Below are 18,639 nucleotides of genomic sequence, written 5' to 3' on the forward strand. Positions count from 1 at the left end.
TCGCGCGGCTGTTTCGGAACCTCTTTTTTCGTTCGTCATTCCGCGTTCATTCTTTTTTTTTTGAAAGGGGTCTTAGCTATGAAAAAAACAGCATCACAGCCTGCAAAGGACGGTGAGACTCCATGTCCCATTCCTATCAGGCAGAACCTCACGAACTGCTGACACAAAAACCGGGATTTCTTACCAGCGAGGACTGGTGGGCCGTCTGGCTCGGACTTTTTATCGCGGCGCTCAGCAGCGCTCAGGCCGCGGGTCTTGACCTGCTCGGCTGGACCGCGAAGTACAGCGTCTGGACGGATCTTTCTCAGGCCGTTTCGCCGAATACAAAATCATTCGGTTTTCTCGGCGGCTTTGGCTCGCTTCTGGCCACCTGGGCGTTTCTCCTCGCGATCACGCTGGTCGGCGCCCGTGCGATGGGTCTGAATCTTCGGCGCTTTGCCGCAGGCTTTTCCATCCTCTACGCCATCACGGCACTCTCGACCATAATTGGCAATTATGCGTATCTGGCTGCGACACCGGACAAACTCGGTAAATTCGGCATCAGCTGGTCACTCGGACTCGGTGAGCTCGGCTTTGTTGTCGCACTCCTTCTTGGTCTTATCCTCGGCAATTTTTTCCCAAAAGCAGCCGCTTTCCTCTCCACAGCAGGAAAACCCGAATGGTACATCAAAACCGGTATCGTCATTCTCGGCATGACGATTGCCATCAAAACGGTCGGCGCCATGGGACTTGCCAGCACCGTTATCTTCCGCGGAATCTGTGCCGTCATTGAAGCCTATTTGATCTATTGGCCCATCGTCTACATTATCGCCCGCAAATTCTTCCGGTTTACGCCGGAATGGGCTGCGCCGATGGCCTCCGGCATCTCGATCTGCGGCGTAGCGGCCGCGATAGCGACGGGATCGGCGATTCGTGCCCGCGCAATCATCCCGACGATTCTCTCATCCGTTATTATCGTCTTCGTCGCCGTGGAACTGCTTGTGCTTCCCTGGGCCGCGTCGACATTCTTTGCCGATGATCCCCTCGTCGCGGGGGCCTGGATGGGGCTGGCCGTCAAAAGCGACGGCGGTGCCGTGGCCTCAGGCGCGATCACGGACACACTGGTCCGCGCCAAAGCTCTGGCGGATTACGGCGTTTCCTATCAGGAAGGCTGGGTGCTGATGGCCGCGACGACAGCGAAGGTCTTTATCGACGTCTTTATCGGTATCTGGGCGTTCGTTCTCGCCGTGATCTGGAGCATCTTCCGCCTCAATCAGGCGCCGGCCGCGCAAGCCGTAAAAAAGGAACGCCATGCCGTTTCCCTGCAGGAAATCGGTGAACGTTTTCCGAAATTCATCCTCGGCTTTGCCGCGGTATTTATCCTCTTCCTTTTATGGGGACTTTCCTCGCCGGATATGGTCAAACAGGTAAGCGCCGGTGCCGGGCAGGCCAATCTGCTCCGCAACGTATTCTTCGGTCTCTGCTTCTTTTCCATCGGCCTTATCACCAATGTCCGCAAGCTCTGGCAGGAGGGCCTTGGCCGCATCGTCGGCGTCTATGCCGTTGCGCTCATCGGCTTTATCCTCTGGATCGGGCTCGGTATCAGCTATCTGTTCTATCACGGCATCCTGCCGCCTGTCGTCGGATAAAGTGAGACTTATTCAGGTGAAATTTTTATTCCCTCTGAATTTAGTCGAACTTATCCAGAGCTTTAGGGGCGCTTATCCCCCGCTTGAAAAGGCAGAAGTCTTAGCGCCCGTTAGTATCGGATAAAGTTCGATCCTCTTCTGCCGCAAAAAGGAGGTACAAATATGTCAGAACTCGTATGGAAACAACAGTCAGGACGCACTGCTCCTCAGGAAAACGCCGCCATTCAGGAACAGGACACGGAGTATTTCGACATGACGCCTGTAGAATGGAAGCTCTGCGGCGCGTCGCTCGGCCTCGGCATCCTGCTCCTTCTGATCTTTCTCGTGCTCTTCTAAAGCCGGAAACGATCGTTTTTCTTCACACCAAAAGGGCCTCCCATGATACGGGAGGCCCTTTGCGTGTGAAGAGAAAGCCCCGGAAAGGCTTCCTGCCGGTTTCACAGCAGATGTGCGCGCAGCTCTTCGCCGCTTTGTGTGCAAAGATAGGCCGGCGGCACATCGAGAACCGTACGGCAGCCGGTCTGACCCTCCTCAGCCAGCCGATAAGCGGCGCGGGCATAAGCGACAAGGACACTGGTCGTAAACTCCGGATTGGAATCCAGATCGAGCTTAAACTCCATGACGTGATGATTTTCCTTTTGATGTCCGGTCCGCCCCGAACGAATCACCGAACCGCCATGCGGCAGTCTGCTGTGATTTTTCTGCAGTTCTTCCTCGCTGATGAAATGGACAGTCGTATCGTATTCATCGAAATAATTCGGCATGGTCTTGATCGCCTGTTCCACATAGGCGGCGTCAGCCCCCTCTTCGAGCACCACATAGCACTCGCGCGTATGTTTCTGACGCGTCGTAAGATCCGGATCCTTCCCGGCGCGGACGGCCTCAAGAGCTTCAGGAACCGGCACCGTATACTGTCTGGCATCGCGGACGCCGCGGATGCGGCGTATTGCATCGGAATGGCCCTGCGAAACGCCGCGGCCCCAGAACGTGTAATCCTTGCCGTCCGGCAGAATCGCATTGCCGTAAACACGGGCCAGCGAAAACAGACCCGGATCCCAGCCAACGGAAATGATACCGATATGACCGGTTTCTTTCGCCGCCTTGTCCACCGCTTCATAATGCTCGGGGATACGGGCGTGTGTATCGAAGCTGTCCACCACATGGAACTGTCTGGCATACTCTGGCCCCTGAACAGGAAGATCGGTCGCACTGCCGCCGCAGAGAATCATCACATCGATCTTATCCCGCCAGGATTCCGTATCCTTTACGCTTACCACCGGAACACCAGCCGTGGCGATCGAAAGCGACGCCGGATCCCGCCGCGTGAAAACAGCTGCCAGCTCCATATCCGGGCTTGCCGCCACAGCGCATTCCACACCGCGGCCCAGATTGCCATAACCAAGAATACCAATACGGATGCTCATCAGGATTACTCCTCTCTTGTCTGTCAAATCTTTTGTCCGTCAAATCCTCTTGATTGCCGTTCAAAAACGACCGGCAACCAATCACAATATATCACATCTGCGCCGGATTGAAAACATTTCCGCCGCGCTCCTCTGCTTCCCGGTATACTTTTTCGTCCGGATTCGCTATAATAGATACTATTGCAGAATCACAACAACGGTATAGTTCCGTTTTTTATTATCCGGCAAACAGGAGGAACGTATGATCACACCCGAACTCATTTCCCGCATCAATGAACTTTCACACAAAAAACGCTCGGTCGGACTGACTCCGGAAGAGCAAACCGAACAGCAGGCCCTGCGCCGCGAATACCTGAACAATATCCGGGAGCAGGTCAAGGGCATGCTCGATCAGATCGAAATCGCCGATGCCCCGCAGCCCGAACCGAAGGTAACCCGCATCAATGAAATCTCCTTTTCGCTGCGTCGGCAGCTCCACTGAAAATACGCCGGCAGATTCGCTGCCGGCGTATACTTGTATGCGCGTATACATCATACACGAAAAGAGACTGCCGCCCCGAGGCAGCAATCCCTTTTCAAAGCAGGGGTCCAAAATGCCGTTCGCTTTACATGCCTAAAACCTGCTGCTCGCAGGTGGGTGCCCTAAGTCTGGTTTCCAAAACCGCCGAGGCGAATATCCGCCAGAATCAAATCAGGCTCCCTGAAAAAAATGTAGGTTAGACATTATTAAAGCCCGCGCACATCTCAGGCTTGTCCTTCTTTGTAAGTATCATAGCATAAAAAAAATATGCGTGCAAGACTTGACAACAAGCGATACGCGGCTTCCCATACCGTCAGGACGCTTCAACGGAACCCGTACGCCGAACTTTCCTTTGCTTTCCCCACCGAATCGTTTATAATAGAAACAGATCACAAAAGCAGCAAAAAGGAGTTTTATCAATGACCAATACATTCAGCGTAGCGATCAGCTACAAAAACACGTTAGGCTGGATTGACTACGATGCTTCTGCCCGCAAAGCGGAAGTGCACCTTGGTGACGACGAAGGGAAAAAACGCGTGGAGGATTATCTGGGGACGGTCCATGAGATCCGCGTCCCGCACAAAACGCTCATGGACTTCACCAATGAGACCATCGATCCTGCGGCCGATGAAGAAAGCTTCAAAACCGCTCTGACCCGTCTTTGGGAAAATACACAGGTTCATGTCGATTGGAGCCGTCCGGTCGAATACGTCAAGAAGCATCCGCATTATTGAAATCCATATCGAAAAAAAAGCGTCCTGCCTGTCCATTTCGACAAGGCAGGGCGCTTTTTTCTCTGTCGTTGCGGGACATTTTACCGCCGCGCGAACAGATCACGGATTTCTTCCTCCGACAGCTTCGTCAGGAAATTTTCTCCGGGCTGTATCATCTGATCGATCAGCGATTTTTTTCGTTCCTGCAACTCGTAAATCTTTTCTTCCACCGTATTTTTCGTAATGAACTTCAACACCTGAACGTTATTTTTCTGTCCCAGACGATAGGCGCGGTCCGTGGCCTGATCTTCGACAGCCGGATTCCACCAGGGATCGAAATGAATGACCATGTCTGCTCCAGTCAGATTCAGCCCGGTTCCCCCGGCTTTCAGCGAGATCAGAAAGATCGGCGCCCCTCCCTGATTGAATGACTTGACCAGCCGGATCCGCTCAAGCGCCGGCGTCGAACCGTCCAGATAATGATAGGAAATGCCCAGACGGCGCAGGCGCTCACCGATATGGGCAAGCATCGTCGTGAACTGAGAAAAAATCAGCAGACGATGGCCGCTTTCCACCGCTTCGCCGACGACCTCCTCCAGCATATCCAGCTTGCCGGATCCGCCTTCATATCCTTCCAGAAACAACGAGGGATCGCAGGCTATCTGGCGCAGGCGCGTGAGGATGGCCAGTATCTTAATCCGGCTGTCCCCGAAGCCATTCGCCCGAAGCTCTGCCGCAAACTCCTTCTGGCTGCGGATAAACCATGCCTGATAGACCTTCTCCTGTTTGGGCGTCATTTCATTGACCATTCTGCGCTCTACCTTATCCGGCAGTTCGGTCAGCACATCCTTTTTCATGCGGCGCAGAATAAAGGGCATGACATGACGCCGCAGATCTTTCATCGTCCGCTCATCCTGATCGCGGACAATCGGCGTCTCAAAGTGCGTTTTGAATTTCTTGTGCGTCAGCAGATAGCCCGGCATCAGAAAATCAAAGATCGACCAAAGCTCCGTCAGCGTGTTCTCGATGGGCGTTCCGGTCAGGGCAAAGTAACCGCCTGCCCGGACCTTCTTGACAGCGCGGGCATTCTGCGTCACCGGATTCTTGATATGCTGCGCTTCATCCAAAATGCAGTAGCGGAACCGTATGTTCTCATACGAGGCAATATCCCGTTTGAGCAAATTGTACGTCGTAATCAGCACGTCACATTTCTCATCCACAGCGGCAAGAAGCGTTTCGCGCTCCGCCTTCGTCCCGGCAACGGCCGAAGCTCTGAGCTGCGGTGCAAAGCGCTGAATCTCATCCAGCCAATTATACATCAGGGAAGTCGGTGCCACAACAAGTGACGGCGGATCGGTATCGTTTTGCTGAGAAAGCAGAAAGGCGATGACCTGCAGCGTCTTGCCGAGGCCCATATCATCGGCGAGAATACCGCCCAGATGATGCGACGCCAGCGTGGTCAGCCAGCGGAAGCCCGTTTCCTGATAGTCGCGAAGCACTCCGGCCAGACTTTCCGGCACTTCCGTTTCGGCTTCTTCCGGATGGCGGATGTCCCGCACCAAAGCCCGGAAGGCCCTGCTCCGTTCCAAGTGCAGACTATCCTCTCCACGCGACAATTCATCCAGATACATCGCATGGGAAAGCGGCAGCTCTACGACGCCTGCCGTTCCTTCCTGTTTCCGGGTAATGCCCACATGATCGACAAAATCCGCCAGAGCCTGCATCTGCTGATCCTCCAGCGTCACAAAAGTCCGGTCTTTCAGCCGGTGATACCGCCGCTTCTGATGATAAGAATCCAGAATATCCATGAGCTCCTGAAAGTCCAGATTCTTCATATCGAATGTGACTTCCAGCAAATCCGTCTCGCTGACACGAACTCCTGCCGTTACCTTCGGCATCGGACGCACCGGCCGCTTGACGAAGCTGTCTGCATAATAGACGTCGACCCAGTCCGGAAGCTCAGAAAGCCCTTCCGTCAAAAAATCGTAACTTTCTTCTTCCTTTTTCTGCACAAATCGGTCGCGCTCCGGACGAAATCCATAATGTTTCAGCCGTCCGAGAATCTCCTGCTCCCCCCGGAGATCCCTTACCAGACGGCGGCCGTCCCGCAGCGGCGGCTCCTTGTCGGACAGGGGATTGTAACGTGCATCGCCATAGCAGAGAAATACCTGTACCGCCACGCCATCTCCGGCATAATCGATGTAAAGCTCCGCCGTCAGGGGCTGCAGACGGTACCGCTCCAGAAAAACCGGATCTACCTGAACCTCCGCCGCCCGTTCCAGCATGGGCAGCACTTCCTCGAAGAAACGCCCCATATCCGCTTCCGACACCTCGATATGGGACGCCGCGCTGAACGACTGCCACAGCGGCCGGACCGCCCGGGCAAATTTGGGCTCCACCGTATAGATACATTGGTCGTGATACAGATACCGGCAGCCGTCGTCCAGCGGCAGGAGATCGTCCGTATCCAGCCGCACCTGCCCATTTCCGCCGTCATCCTGAACGCGGACGCCAAGCGTCGGCGCTCCCGACACCGGCCGCACATCCCCCAGCTCCGCTCCATTAATGCGCATCTCAAAGGAGGTATCCCCCATGACGGCAAGAAATCGCCCGAGGTGTTCCGGCGACAGTTTGAAACGCTTCTGCTCGAAGAGATAGCTGTCATAACCCGTATAGTGATAGCCGCCGGCCGGACGGTACGGGATGACATTCTCTTCCTCGCGCCGCGCGTCCTGCAGCAGGGCGCAAAGCTTTTCCGAGACAGGATCCGCCCAAAAGATTCGGGAAAGATTCACAGAGCCGGACTGCCCCAGGGCCCAATCCTCCCCGCGTTCCTTCGCCTGCAGAAACGAAAGAAGATTGCGCACCACATAAAGCCTTCCTGTACCGAAGCGAAATTCCAGCCAGCACTGCGTTCGTCCGTACATATCCTCGACAAAAAGGCGGGGAATCAGATACGCCCCCTGCCGTTCTCCTGACTGCGGCCGGTATTCCTGATGATCCGCCTCAGCAAAAAAATGAAACATGCGCCGGCTGCCCGCCGAACGGGCCGGCTGCTGACGCCGGACATCATAAGCCGCGCGCAGCTTCTCAATCACCGTCTCCAGAGCAGCCGGTGATTTTTCCCCCGTCTCCTGCTGCTCCTGTTCCTCCTGAATGACTTTCAGAACCGCAACAACATGTTTGCAGGCACCGATATACTGCTGTGCTGCGGGGCAATCGCAGTCATACTGCTCGATCCCGTTTCCGTCCTTGCTCAGGCTGACTTTTACATGATAACGGCTCGACCCGGACACCTGCGCCTGATAAGTTCTGCCGGTTTTTCCAACCGGCTCCAGTTCCTCCACGCGGCCCTGCTGATAATAGCGAACCCCGCGGCTGTATGACTGGTCGCTGGCGACCGTATGAATCATCATGTCCCTCAGCAAAATCTCCTGCTCCTTTCCCGCCGCTTCCGGCTTGAATGACCTCTGCTCCTATGCTAAGATAGAATTCGTTATAACACTCATCATCCATTGTACTATGATCTGCTGTAAAAAACCAAGAACTCCGTCAAAAACAATGCTGCACCATGGATTTTTTCCGGCAATCGATTATCGTATGCTGACCCAAAAAGCCAGTAAAAGGGAGTATTCATGCAAAACACAATCTCCAGTATCCCGTCCGGCGCCCGCATCCTCATAACGCGGCTCAGCGCCATCGGCGACGTCCTGCATGCCACATCCGTAGCGCACAATCTCAGGCGCCTGCGCCCGGACTGTCATATCACCTGGCTGGTAAGCCCCCCCGCCGACATTCTGCTGCGCGGCAATCCGGACATCGACCGGCTACTGGTCTGGGACCGTCGGCGGCTCGACCGCGCCTTTGCCAAAAAAAACTTTCGGGAAGTATGGACCTGCCTAAAGGAAGCCCGCGCCCTGCTTCAAACCCACCCTTACGACATTGCGCTGGACATACAGGGGCTGTTCCTCAGCGGCCTGCTGACCCGGCTCAGCGGGGCGCCGCGCCGCATCGGCATTCATGAACGCCATGAAGGCAATTTTCTCTTTATGACAGAAATGGCTCCGGACATCCCGGACCGTCACAAGATCCGCCGTTACATGACGGCACTGCAGCCACTCGGCATCCGTCCGCAGGATTTTCAGCCGGGGCTTGTCCTCCGCCTGCCCCCGGAGCTCGACGGCTTTGCCGCCGCCTTCTGGCACCGCCGCGGCATCGAACCGGGCAATCCGGGCCGGCCGATTCTCATCGTCAATACGCGCACAACCTGGCCGGACAAAAACTGGGCGCCGGAATCCTTCGGCTTCGCACTCCGCGAACTGCCTGAATCCGTCCAGATCGTATTCAGCGGCGCCCCCGGCGATCGCCCCTTCATCGAACAGACCCGGAAATACATAAACCGTCCGACGCTCTCGATTGCCGGAGAGACCAGCCTGACCGAACTCGCGGCGCTGCTCCGCTCCGCGAATCTTCTGCTGACCGGCGATACCGGGCCGCTTTATATCGCAGAAGCCGTCGGCACGCCCACCCTGTCCCTGTGGGGGCCGACGCATCCCGATATATACGGGCCGCTGACGCCGGGACATCATTTTATCCTGAGTCCGCATTCCTGTACCGCCTGCTGCAAAACAAAATGCAGGCATCGTAACAATGCCTGCATGAATGCCATCCGGCCGGAAATTGTCGCCGAAGCGCTCAGGAATCTGCTGCTTCCCTGACTGCCTGTACCATGGCTTTCGCATTAGCCGCTGCGTCTTTAGCAGGATCAAAGGCTCTGACCGCCGCAGCCTGCTGAACCTTATTCTCACAAAGCACCAGCTCGATCCGGCTGCCCAGCAGCCGTTTCACCTGACGAAAAGCCAGCCAGAAATCCCGGCTCCAGGCCAGCATAACATAAGCCGACGCCAGATCACTGTGCGCGGCGTTCACCAGCTCGCCCACCGACGGGCCCTCCATCTCACTGCCGCTGACCAGAATATGAATGCCGGAATCCTGCAGCTCTCTGGCCTGCACCTTATTCTCAGCCACAGCCAGAAGCGCCACCGGCATCAATGCCCCATGCACGCCCAGCGCATGGCTTTCGCTCATATTGGTGATGTGAATATCCCGCAGCGGCCCCCAGCCGACCGCCTGCTCCATGACGCGGCCCGGATGATCCGTATGAAGATGGACCGACACGCCTTTTTCCCGCGGCTCCACCAACGCAAACGTCGAAAACTCCCGCAGCTGTTCCTCCAGCTCCGCCGCGCGAATCTTTATGTTGCCGATAAAAAACCGGACACAATACGGGCGGACCATATCATCGCGCGGATCCGGCATGCCGCTCTGCCGCACGCCCAGTCCCAAAGAGAGACTGACCGCCGGCGACACGAAATTACCGTCCAGCCCTTTCAGGCAGCCTTTGAGAAACGTAAACATAATGCGTGCGCCGGCATCCTCATGATCCACGCGGGCCAGCGCTTTCTCTCCGGCTGCAATCGCAGCCTCTAAGATTTCGGAAATCGGAACGTTGGCGCGCACAGCATGATAAGCGCCTTTGGCTACCGCCTTGGCCAACGTGATAATCGGGCGCTCAGGTTTCTCAGGAATAACCCGCTGGGCATACAGAATGCCATACTGAAACGCCTTGCCAAATTCCGACGACGTTGCATCGTATTTGCCGGAAAGCCCCTTGCCCAATCCGCGGAACATCTGCGCCAGCACCACGCCTGCACTGCCCCGCGCGCCGAATACGGCGCCTGCAGCTGTGCGGCGCGCCAGACCGCCGATGCTGTCATCCTTCACATCGTGAAGCGGCAGGACAGCTGCTCCCATCGTGCGCAGCACATGCGTCCCCGGCAGCGTCCCGGCACCTTTCATCGCGTTGATGTTGTCATATTCCAGCAGGAACTCACTGTAAGCCCCGCTGACCATCCGCTTGAAATCACTGCCTGTGATTACTTCTTTATTTCCTGTCATAACTATCACACCTGCTCCCATTTATTCTCGTCATCGTGCATCCTGACGCAAAAATTCGTCACAAAAACAGGATTCTACTATATAGTTCGCGAAATAATAGAAATAACCTTTTTTCACTCTTGTATGACAAGGAGTTTTTTTATGCTTGAAATACATGCCCCGCTGGAAAACACAGCAGAAAAACCCGACGAAACGCACGCAGCAAAAAAGCGGACCGTGCGCCGCTCCCGCCGAACCACAAAGAGCAGGAAGGGCGTAAGGTCCGCGAAAACCTCCGCAAGCCGCCGGGCCAGCCGCATCTTTGCGCTCGACATCGGCACCCGCAGCGTGATCGGTATCGTTGCGGAGCAAGCCTCGGAAGGGATGCTGCGCATCCTGGCCACCGAACGGCTTGAACACAAAACAAGGGCGATGCTTGACGGACAGATTCATGACGTCCCGCAGGTAGCCGACATCATCAGCCAGGTCCGGAAAGCATTGGAAAAAAAGACCGGCCCGATCCATCACGCCGCCGTCGCTGCGGCAGGACGCGCTCTCTACACGATGACTGCCGAAGCGGAAATGGACCTCAGCGGCATCATCACGCCGGAGCAGCAGCGAAACCTTGACTTTGCCGGCGTTCAGGCCGCGCAGGCTGCGCTGACCGATTCGCACACAGTAGACGATCCAACGCTCTACTACTGCGTCGGCTACAGCACCATCCGCTACCTGCTCGACGGCACTCCACTCAAAAGTCTGGTCGGCCAGCGCGGCAAAAAAGCAAAAGCCGTCGTCATTGCCACCTTCCTACCGCGGCAGGTTATCGATTCGATGCAGTCCGCCCTGCATGAAGCAAAGCTGGACATGCACGCCCTGACTCTTGAGCCGATCGCCGCCATCAACGTTCTGATTCCCCCCACCATGCGCCATCTGAATCTCGTACTCGTAGACATCGGCGCCGGCACATCCGACGTCGCCATCACCCGCAACGGATCCGTCATTGCCTACGGCATGGTTCCGCTGGCCGGAGATGAAATCACCGAAGCGATCAGCCAGCATTTCCTTTTGGATTTCAATGTGGCAGAGTCCGTGAAACGGCAGGCATCCGCCGGCGAAGAGCCCCACTTTACCGACATACTCGGCACAACGTGCAGCCTGACTGCCGAAGAGGTCATCGAACCCGTCCTGCCGAACATCGAAGCTCTGGCCAAGGCCATAGCCAAACAGATCACCGATCTCAACGGAGAAGCGCCGCAGGCTGTTATGCTGGTCGGCGGCGGATCGCTGACCCCCCGTCTGAACGAATTCGTGGCCAAAGAACTCGGCATGCCGGAAAACCGAGTGGCCGTCCGCAAACCGGAAAAAATCGACGGCATCGAAGACCTGCCGGACGATCTGCATTCGCCGGATGCCGTCACCCCGCTCGGCATCCTGAAAATCGCTTCGCTGAATACCCTGCACTTCCTTTCGGTTTATATCAACGAAGAAGAATACAGCCTGTTTAACTTCCGCGAACTCACCATCTCCGACGCCCTGCTCAATGCAGGCATCAATCTGCGGAAATACAACGGCCGCCCCGGACTCGGCCTCATGGTCACGATCGGCGGTGAAAAAAAGTTTTTCCCGGGGACGCTCGGCACCTTCGCCCAGATCACTCTGGACGGCGCAGAAGCCGGACTCGACACGCCCATCCGAAACGGCGCTCATATTGAAATCATCGCCGGAAAAGACGGAACCACTCCTTCCGTCCGACTCAGCGACATCATCACGGCAGGGCGGGAATACACCATTTACATCAACGGAAGAGAAAAGCACATTCGCCAGCGCATCACCGTCAACGGACAGGAAGCGGATGCCTCCCGGATGCTGGCAGACGGCGACATCATCGAGAGCAGGGAGTTCAAGAGCCTGGGCGAAGCATTGCTCGCCGCCGGCTATCCGCCGACAGGGCGCAAGATCCATTACACCCTGAACGGAGAAGAGGCCGCCTTCTCCTGCACACCGGAGATCCTGCTCAACGACGCCCCGGCCAGCATATCCATGCCGATCCATCCTGGCGATCATGTCGAATATCTGACCGATGAAGAACCGAAACTGGGCAGCATCCTGAATCTCAGCGATGCAGACACCTCCGTTGTCATTTACTATGAAAACGAAGAATATCATATCCCCTCCGCCAGCATCGAACTCACGGCAAACGGCCGGCCGGCCAGCCCCGGCACGCTGGTCAGCGAGGGCTGCCGCATCACCTGTGTCCGTTCGGAACGCCGCACGACCACAGTCAGCGACGCGCTGCTCGCCGTAAACTTTCAGCCGCCGGCGGCAACCAGCCATGTCACCTTCACCATTCTGGTCAACGGTCAGCCTGCCGAATTCACCTCTCCGGTCAAAAACGGCGATACACTGGCCGTCCGCCTGACGCCGTTATCCGGCCCCGAAGCAGCCGGTCCGGCGGAATCAGCAAATCCCACTGAACATGCCGCCTCCCCGCTCCAGCCGAAAACGGAACCTGCGCCATCCAAATCACACGGTCTGACAATCGAGGATTTTATCCGCCGCGATTGAGCCGGATATTTTCTTCTTGCATTCGCACGCAAAAAAGAGTATCATTATTTTATGTGTCAACACACATATAACGTGAAATGAATCCATTCCGCATCAACCTATTGCATGGATTTCACAGACAAGAACTTGTATTGCTCCGGAGGTGAACATCAACATGGCAGTTCCAAAGCGCAAAATGTCGAAAGCGCGCCGCGACCAGCGCCGCGCCAACTGGAAGCTCGAAGCACCGAACTTCGCAGCCTGTCCGCAGTGCCACGAACCGAAAATGCCTCATCACGTATGCCCGGAATGCGGCTACTATGACGGCAAAGAGGTCGTAAAGGCCGCGGAATAATCCGAACATACAAAAACAGCAGGACGCATTTTCGTCCTGCTGTTTTTGTATGTCCAGCCGCTTTCATGCCGTACCTCTGCGCACCGGCAGATACACAGAAAACACTGCACCGCACGGCTTGCCATTCTGTACCTCCACACGGCCGCCATGCGCTTCGCTATAATACTTGACCAGCGAAAGCCCGATTCCGGTTCCGCCGCTCTGACGGCTGCGCGACCGGTCTCCGCGATAAAAATAATCGAACACATGCAAAAGATCTTCGGGGGCAATACCCGCTCCGGTATCCCGGACCTCAATGAGAATTTCCTTCCCCTTCTGACGGGTGGACAACGTGATCACACCGCCCCGGGCCGAGTAACGGACCGCATTGCTGATAAGATTCTGCAGCACCTGATTCATCCGGTCCCGGTCGGCCGCTGTCTGCGGAAGAGGATCAGCCAGCTCGCACCGGAACTGAAGCCCTTTTTCCTCCGCCAGCGGCTGGAAGAGATCGACAGCGCGCACGACCAGCTGATTGATATCCGTCATCTCCAGATTCAGCGGCAGCTGATGCAACTCCGCCAGAGACAAATCCCGCAGACTGCCGACCAGACGCGTAAGCCGCATCACTTCCTCCTGCATGGAAAGCAATCGTTCCATCTTAGGCTCAGCCGCCCCGCTAATCATATTTTCCAAATTGCCGTTCAAAATGGCCAGCGGCGTTCGCAGCTCATGCGCCGTATTCGCCAAAAATTCACGCCGCATCTTTTCATTCTGCGCCAACTGCGCAGCCATCTGATTGAACGCATCCGTCAGCTGCCCAATTTCATCATGAGAAGAAACTTCAACATGCTGCCCCAGCTTTCCCTGCCGGATATTCTGCGCCGCCCGCGAAAGCGCATGCAGCGGGCGCGTAATCGATCCGGCGACCATCAGGCTGGCCAAAAAACCAAGAACCATAAACAGCAGGCCCACCCAGATCAACGACTGATGAACCGAATGCAAAAAATGAAGCTCATTCTGCCCCATATGCATCGAATGCATCCCCATCCCGCCCATCATCGGGCCCATAGGCATACGCAAATACTCGGCAAACAAGCTCTGCATCTGCTGATTTGCCAGATAGAGCAGACTGCAAACCGTCATGGCAATCAACAGAAACGTCAGACCGGCAATCCGGTATCTCAGACTGAAAAATGGCTGCTTCATCACATCCCTCCCCGGAAACGATAGCCGATTCCGTAAACTGTCTCAATTCTGGACATACCCGGCTCCTCATCGATCTTCCGGCGCAGATTGCGGATATGCGCATCAATTGTTCGCTCATACCCGTCAAAAGCCTCTCCATGGGTGCTTTCCAAGAGTTGCATACGGTTAAACACCTGTCCCGGATGTTTCATAAAAAGCTGCAGCAGGGAAAACTCTGTCGGCGTCAGCCCCACCGGCTGCCCGTCCTTCACAAGCGTATGTTCCCGAATCTGCAGAACCAGACCGCCCCGGACGATCTCCTGAACGGACTCCGGACGTTCTGCCCCTCCGAGCGGATCCATCCGGCGCAAAATAGCCCGGATGCGCGCCCCGAGCTCCCGCATGCTGAACGGTTTAACCAGATAATCATCGGCCCCCATTTCCAGCCCGACAAAACGATCCGGCTCCTCCGCTCTCGCCGTAAGCATGATGATCGGCAGCCTGCCATGCACAGCGCTCCGCCGCACCTCCCGGCAGACCTCCAGCCCGCTCATCCCCGGCATCATAATATCCAGCACCATGATATCCGGCTTCACATCGTCCAGCATATCAAGCGCCTTTCGCCCATCCTCCGCGACCGATACGGCAAACTGCTCCTGAGCAAAATATTCCTGCAGCAGCGCCAGCAATTTTTCATCATCATCGACAAACAAAATCGAATAAGCCCGCATCTCAACGCTCCATCTTCATAAATTCTTCATATTTCCTCCATACCATCTGCACACTTCTACTATATAATAAAATCACTAAAACGAACAGGAGGAACAACTCATTATGATGATGACAAATTACATGGACCTGCTTGCGGCAAATTCGCCCTGGAACCTGATCCTTTTTATGGTAATCCCCGTCGCAGCCGCTGAAGCAATGGTCGCCGCCGAATTTTATATGCTCTACCGGAAAGATGACAGCACGCAAACCTGGCAGAAAATCAGCAAAGCACTGGGCATTTTCTCCGGCATCTACTTTGCCGCAGTCGTCGTTTACCTGATCGCTGCGGTGATTCCTTCCCTGCACTGGCGCGGAATCATCGACGAAATCGCGATCTTTTTCTATCTGCTTGGCATCTTCCCGCTCGGCGCGATTACGCTTCTGGAACTCGGCGCAATCGGCAGAAGCCTTTCCGAACGCGAACGCATGCGGAAACACTTCCAGTTCCTGATCGGATTTTTGATCGTCAGCCATATCGCCATGATCTTCGGCATGGCCAACCCAACCCTGTCCGGCTGGCGGCCGTCTCCCGCCGATATGCCTATGAACATGAACCACACGGACATGGGCCACATGGACAGAGCATACTCCGGCCGCTGGCAGTCAAGCGGCGCATCAGACGAAGACTGGTACTGCCCGCCATCCGGCGCCAGCCCGAACCGCTGCCCCGGCTGGGAGCAGGACACGCCGAGGAATCACCACCATCACAATATGTCCCGAGAACACTGAAAAACAAAACGCCAGCAGAAAACCTGCTGGTTTTTTATTACATTATTGACATATGTCATAAATGTGTTATACTCATATTATCGACATATGTCAAAAAGGAGTTCCTATGGCCAGACCATGCAAAAAAAGAAGAATCTGCGCTGCACCGCGCTGCCGTCGCTTTCTCCCCGATCTGCCGGAACAAACGCCGGAAGTCCGGATGAGTCTCGAGGAATTGGAATGTATTCGCCTGCTGGATTATCTGGGCATGACGCAGGAAGAATGCGCCCGACAGCTCGGCGTAGCCAGAACCACCGTACAAGCCCTGTATACCTCCGCCCGCCGGAGAATAGCAGGCTGCCTCATCGAAGGCCGCCCGCTGCACATCGGCGGAGGAAATTACGAACTGTGCACAGCAAAAAACACTTGCTGCGCCTTCCCGCGGCAAAACAGGATGAAGAAAGGATGTCAGACCATGAAATTAGCCGTCACCTATGAAAACGGACAGATTTTCCAGCACTTCGGCAAGACCAGCCAGTTTAAGGTATATACCATCGAAAACAACGCCGTCCGCGAATCACATATCCTTGACTGCAACGGAGCCGGCCACAGCGCGCTGGCCGATCTGCTCCAGCGCGAAGGCATCGACACACTCATCTGCGGCGGAATCGGTCAGGGCGCCCAAAATGCTCTGTCTTCCGCCGGCATCCGCCTCTACGGCGGAGCCAGCGGCGACGCCGACGCCGCCGTAAACGACCTTCTGGCCGGGAAGCTGAACTACGACCCAGCCGTCCACTGCAGCCACCACGCCGCCGGACACACTTGCCACCACTAACCCCCCGCAAAACCGCACACGAAAATATTCTCTTTACAAAACAACAAAAACTATGATATACTATTTCTGTTCTTGACGAACACGGAGAGGTGTCCGAGTGGTCGAAGGTGCTTGACTCGAAATCAAGTGTGGTGAATAGCCACCGTGGGTTCGAATCCCACCCTCTCTGCCATTGAGATTAAAGGGCTTTTTCTTTGAACAGGTTTTGGCTAGTCTGGTTTCCATTTTAGCTAAAACTGGTTGTCGAAAAGTTGTCCACAGGTTATTAAGTTCAATTTTTCGGAGAGAAAGAGAGTCCTATTCCTAAAGAATCAGTATTCCTATGGGGTACTGGTTCTTTTTTTGTTAGAAAATGTCTTAAAATCTATTTTCAATTTGCCACGGTGAAAAAAGCAGAACTTATTTTAGGTCGTTTCATCTTATTGCATACCAGTTGAATACAAAAGATTACTTAAATAATCATCAAGGGCTTGTTTTTGTTCTGGTGTATAATATTTCTTTGATTGAACTGTACTAGTTCCTACCCAGTCAATAATTTTATATTCTCGACTGTTTTTTCTGGCAACAATTACTTTGATTGTAATATCCCCTTGTGGAATATCTTTAAAATATTTTGAGCCGTCTTCTATGTTAACATGATTTTCATCCCAACAATTGTTCTTAATTGCCCAAGCAACTTGTCCAATAACATAATTTGCTCGTTCATAAGCAGTATACAGTTGTTTTTTACTCTCCATATTAACAAAATTTGCTACTTCATATTGTGGAGGAATAACAATTTCCCATTTTTTCCCTTGACTATCTTTTATATAAAAAATTTCATTTTCTTGAGAACTTTCGTTATAGAAATTAACACGCCCACCTGCCATTTGGCGTATATACTTATATGTAGCATTCCAACGGCTAATATTAGTTGGGTGCTTTCCTCCTATATTCCAACCCATTTGTTGAGCTGCTCTATACATGCTAATTAAATCTCCTCCAACACTAAATTGAGGAACATTTTCTAAAAGACGAATTCCAAAAGCATCTGCACGAGTCTCCATCTGCATTGTATCTTTGTCTGATGTTTCGTTAGTTTGATTAAGATTAGCATCAATCACAGCATCATTATAATACCAATGACCACATTCATGGGCATAGTCAGAAGCAATAGCACTTAAAGCATAAACATTATAATCTTTAGGAGTCAAAGTTACTTTTTACTACCATAAACGGGTGCTGAATTTACTAATACACTACCTCTAGTAAGGCTAATATAACCACCTCCATAGCTACCGCCACCATCCCTGCTATCGGTAGCATCCCCTACAGGTTCAATATATACTTCTTTTAAGCCATCAGCGTATTTTGAATTACTTTTCCATATTTTTTTTGGATTATATTTAATAAGTGGAGCTTGGATGTTTTTTTCAAGATATTCACTTCTTTGTAATCCACCAAGCTTATTTTTTAAAAAATAATCAATTTCCATTTTATCAGCGGCAATATGGTAATCTTTCCCAATAGGAACATATGCCAATGCACTTGAATAAGTTGTAACGGCTATGGCTAAAGTCATAACGCTTGTTAAAATTTTCTTTTTAATCATAATTTCCTCCGTAAAATAAAAGTCTATGTAAATGGAACTACCCAGTATTTTTTTGTTTCCAACCAAACAATTTACTTCACGGAGTTCACCTCTTTTCGTATTATTTATCCTGTATTATTCATGTCCGCAGACGCTTAGACCACTCATCCAGCACAAATCCTAGGCTGAAAGCTCTTTCATCATTCCACCTTCTGGGTGGAGCACTAGCATGTATACAAAAAGAGATTCTTTTGCTAAAATTGCAAGTGCCAAAACTCAACAATTAGCAAAGGAGAAGCTCTAATGTCAAGTTTAGCAAATACAACGCTTTCTTTCAAGTTGTAGGTTTGTCAATGATGTGAGACCGATAAAAGTTATCAATTATGAGGCATTCCCATAGATGTAATCCATAATATCGCCTTGGATTTTTGGGGCTTTTTTCGGTTGAAATACAAGGGATAATGCTT

At 53.6% G+C, this 18,639-nt stretch carries 16 protein-coding genes, 1 tRNA gene and 1 other RNA gene; 10 read left to right on the top strand and 8 right to left on the bottom strand.

Features of this window, described 5'->3' with window-relative positions; translation table 11 throughout:
• Window positions 1-122: 122 nt before the first annotated feature.
• Window positions 123-1,628: a putative sulfate exporter family transporter gene (locus tag FYJ78_RS01430; protein WP_154619605.1), complete on the top strand. Its 1,506-nt coding sequence runs from the start codon at window positions 123-125 to the stop codon at window positions 1,626-1,628.
• Window positions 1,629-1,790: 162 nt separating this feature from the next.
• Window positions 1,791-1,964 (top strand): hypothetical protein, encoded by a 174-nt coding sequence (locus FYJ78_RS01435; protein ID WP_154619606.1) that lies wholly within the window; start codon window positions 1,791-1,793, stop codon window positions 1,962-1,964.
• Between the two features lie 101 nt (window positions 1,965-2,065).
• Here FYJ78_RS01435 and FYJ78_RS01440 read toward each other — a convergent pair whose 3' ends face one another.
• Window positions 2,066-3,052, bottom strand: coding sequence for a diaminopimelate dehydrogenase (locus tag FYJ78_RS01440; RefSeq protein WP_154619607.1), 987 nt, complete (start codon window positions 3,050-3,052; stop codon window positions 2,066-2,068).
• Window positions 3,053-3,293: 241 nt separating this feature from the next.
• On the opposite strand from FYJ78_RS01440, the gene FYJ78_RS01445 reads away from it, so the two are divergent.
• The gene (locus FYJ78_RS01445; protein WP_154619608.1) at window positions 3,294-3,533 is read left to right on the top strand and encodes a DUF896 domain-containing protein; all 240 of its coding nucleotides are present in this window, start codon (window positions 3,294-3,296) and stop codon (window positions 3,531-3,533) included.
• Window positions 3,534-3,633: 100 nt separating this feature from the next.
• On the opposite strand, the gene ssrS is transcribed toward FYJ78_RS01445, so the two are convergent.
• Window positions 3,634-3,806: non-coding RNA, 6S RNA (ssrS, locus tag FYJ78_RS01450), on the bottom strand.
• A gap of 185 nt (window positions 3,807-3,991) precedes the next feature.
• Here ssrS and FYJ78_RS01455 point away from each other — a divergent pair.
• Complete coding sequence (locus tag FYJ78_RS01455; protein WP_154619609.1) at window positions 3,992-4,306, top strand: hypothetical protein; 315 nt, start codon at window positions 3,992-3,994, stop codon at window positions 4,304-4,306.
• An 80-nt stretch (window positions 4,307-4,386) separates the two neighbouring features.
• Here FYJ78_RS01455 and FYJ78_RS01460 read toward each other — a convergent pair whose 3' ends face one another.
• Window positions 4,387-7,701: a DEAD/DEAH box helicase gene (locus FYJ78_RS01460; protein WP_235899748.1), complete on the bottom strand. Its 3,315-nt coding sequence runs from the start codon at window positions 7,699-7,701 to the stop codon at window positions 4,387-4,389.
• A gap of 219 nt (window positions 7,702-7,920) precedes the next feature.
• Between FYJ78_RS01460 and FYJ78_RS01465 the strand changes: the two genes are divergently transcribed.
• Window positions 7,921-9,003 carry a glycosyltransferase family 9 protein gene (locus tag FYJ78_RS01465; RefSeq protein ID WP_154619611.1) on the top strand — a complete coding sequence of 361 codons (1,083 nt, stop codon included), beginning with the start codon at window positions 7,921-7,923 and terminating at the stop codon, window positions 9,001-9,003.
• Here FYJ78_RS01465 and FYJ78_RS01470 read toward each other — a convergent pair.
• Window positions 8,981-10,243 (bottom strand): DAK2 domain-containing protein, encoded by a 1,263-nt coding sequence (locus FYJ78_RS01470; RefSeq protein WP_154619612.1) that lies wholly within the window; start codon window positions 10,241-10,243, stop codon window positions 8,981-8,983. The genes FYJ78_RS01465 and FYJ78_RS01470 overlap by 23 nt on opposite strands.
• 141 nt (window positions 10,244-10,384) lie before the next feature.
• Between FYJ78_RS01470 and FYJ78_RS01475 the strand changes: the two genes are divergently transcribed.
• Together FYJ78_RS01475 and rpmF are read left to right on the top strand one after the other, a co-directional pair.
• Window positions 10,385-12,787 (top strand): cell division FtsA domain-containing protein, encoded by a 2,403-nt coding sequence (locus FYJ78_RS01475; protein WP_235899750.1) that lies wholly within the window; start codon window positions 10,385-10,387, stop codon window positions 12,785-12,787.
• Between the two features lie 154 nt (window positions 12,788-12,941).
• The gene (rpmF, locus tag FYJ78_RS01480; protein ID WP_154619614.1) at window positions 12,942-13,121 is read left to right on the top strand and encodes a 50S ribosomal protein L32; all 180 of its coding nucleotides are present in this window, start codon (window positions 12,942-12,944) and stop codon (window positions 13,119-13,121) included.
• A 63-nt stretch (window positions 13,122-13,184) separates the two neighbouring features.
• On the opposite strand, the gene FYJ78_RS01485 is transcribed toward rpmF, so the two are convergent.
• Entirely contained in the window at window positions 13,185-14,309 is a 1,125-nt protein-coding gene (locus FYJ78_RS01485; RefSeq protein ID WP_154619615.1) for a sensor histidine kinase, read from the bottom strand.
• On the bottom strand, window positions 14,309-15,019 hold the full coding sequence (locus FYJ78_RS01490) for a response regulator transcription factor (protein ID WP_154619616.1): 711 nt from the start codon (window positions 15,017-15,019) through the stop codon (window positions 14,309-14,311). The genes FYJ78_RS01485 and FYJ78_RS01490 overlap by 1 nt, the downstream gene beginning before the upstream one ends.
• A 103-nt stretch (window positions 15,020-15,122) precedes the next feature.
• Between FYJ78_RS01490 and FYJ78_RS01495 the strand changes: the two genes are divergently transcribed.
• The 3 genes from FYJ78_RS01495 to FYJ78_RS01505 all read left to right on the top strand — a co-directional run bounded on the left by FYJ78_RS01495 (window position 15,123) and on the right by FYJ78_RS01505 (window position 16,774).
• The gene (locus FYJ78_RS01495; RefSeq protein ID WP_235899752.1) at window positions 15,123-15,788 is read left to right on the top strand and encodes a DUF6803 family protein; all 666 of its coding nucleotides are present in this window, start codon (window positions 15,123-15,125) and stop codon (window positions 15,786-15,788) included.
• Between the two features lie 106 nt (window positions 15,789-15,894).
• The gene (locus FYJ78_RS01500) at window positions 15,895-16,602 is read left to right on the top strand and encodes a DUF134 domain-containing protein (protein WP_154619617.1); all 708 of its coding nucleotides are present in this window, start codon (window positions 15,895-15,897) and stop codon (window positions 16,600-16,602) included.
• 83 nt (window positions 16,603-16,685) lie between these two features.
• A tRNA-Ser gene (locus tag FYJ78_RS01505) sits at window positions 16,686-16,774 on the top strand.
• 247 nt (window positions 16,775-17,021) lie between these two features.
• Here the strand turns inward: FYJ78_RS01505 and FYJ78_RS01510 are convergent.
• Together FYJ78_RS01510 and FYJ78_RS01515 are read right to left on the bottom strand one after the other, a co-directional pair.
• Window positions 17,022-17,795: a hypothetical protein gene (locus tag FYJ78_RS01510; RefSeq protein WP_154619618.1), complete on the bottom strand. Its 774-nt coding sequence runs from the start codon at window positions 17,793-17,795 to the stop codon at window positions 17,022-17,024.
• A gap of 2 nt (window positions 17,796-17,797) precedes the next feature.
• Window positions 17,798-18,193 carry a hypothetical protein gene (locus FYJ78_RS01515; RefSeq protein ID WP_154619619.1) on the bottom strand — a complete coding sequence of 132 codons (396 nt, stop codon included), beginning with the start codon at window positions 18,191-18,193 and terminating at the stop codon, window positions 17,798-17,800.
• Between the last annotated feature and the right edge of the window lie 446 nt (window positions 18,194-18,639).

Source organism: Wylensekiella montiformis (assembly GCF_009697385.1).
Lineage (GTDB): Bacteria > Bacillota > Negativicutes > Selenomonadales > Selenomonadaceae > Selenomonas_A > Selenomonas_A montiformis.

Bases quoted from the DNA above. Each gene is read 5' to 3' on its own strand.
- FYJ78_RS01465 (WP_154619611.1), top strand. From the start codon at position 7,921: ATGCAAAACACAATCTCCAGTATCCCGTCCGGCGCCCGCATCCTCATA.
- FYJ78_RS01490 (WP_154619616.1), bottom strand. From the start codon at position 15,019: ATGCGGGCTTATTCGATTTTGTTTGTCGATGATGATGAAAAATTGCTG.
- FYJ78_RS01485 (WP_154619615.1), bottom strand. From the start codon at position 14,309: ATGAAGCAGCCATTTTTCAGTCTGAGATACCGGATTGCCGGTCTGACG.
- FYJ78_RS01445 (WP_154619608.1), top strand. From the start codon at position 3,294: ATGATCACACCCGAACTCATTTCCCGCATCAATGAACTTTCACACAAA.
- FYJ78_RS01430 (WP_154619605.1), top strand. From the start codon at position 123: ATGTCCCATTCCTATCAGGCAGAACCTCACGAACTGCTGACACAAAAA.
- FYJ78_RS01440 (WP_154619607.1), bottom strand. From the start codon at position 3,052: ATGAGCATCCGTATTGGTATTCTTGGTTATGGCAATCTGGGCCGCGGT.
- rpmF (WP_154619614.1), top strand. From the start codon at position 12,942: ATGGCAGTTCCAAAGCGCAAAATGTCGAAAGCGCGCCGCGACCAGCGC.
- FYJ78_RS01460 (WP_235899748.1), bottom strand. From the start codon at position 7,701: ATGATGATTCATACGGTCGCCAGCGACCAGTCATACAGCCGCGGGGTT.
- FYJ78_RS01435 (WP_154619606.1), top strand. From the start codon at position 1,791: ATGTCAGAACTCGTATGGAAACAACAGTCAGGACGCACTGCTCCTCAG.
- FYJ78_RS01455 (WP_154619609.1), top strand. From the start codon at position 3,992: ATGACCAATACATTCAGCGTAGCGATCAGCTACAAAAACACGTTAGGC.
- FYJ78_RS01475 (WP_235899750.1), top strand. From the start codon at position 10,385: ATGCTTGAAATACATGCCCCGCTGGAAAACACAGCAGAAAAACCCGAC.
- FYJ78_RS01495 (WP_235899752.1), top strand. From the start codon at position 15,123: ATGATGATGACAAATTACATGGACCTGCTTGCGGCAAATTCGCCCTGG.
- FYJ78_RS01500 (WP_154619617.1), top strand. From the start codon at position 15,895: ATGGCCAGACCATGCAAAAAAAGAAGAATCTGCGCTGCACCGCGCTGC.
- FYJ78_RS01470 (WP_154619612.1), bottom strand. From the start codon at position 10,243: ATGACAGGAAATAAAGAAGTAATCACAGGCAGTGATTTCAAGCGGATG.
- FYJ78_RS01515 (WP_154619619.1), bottom strand. From the start codon at position 18,193: ATGATTAAAAAGAAAATTTTAACAAGCGTTATGACTTTAGCCATAGCC.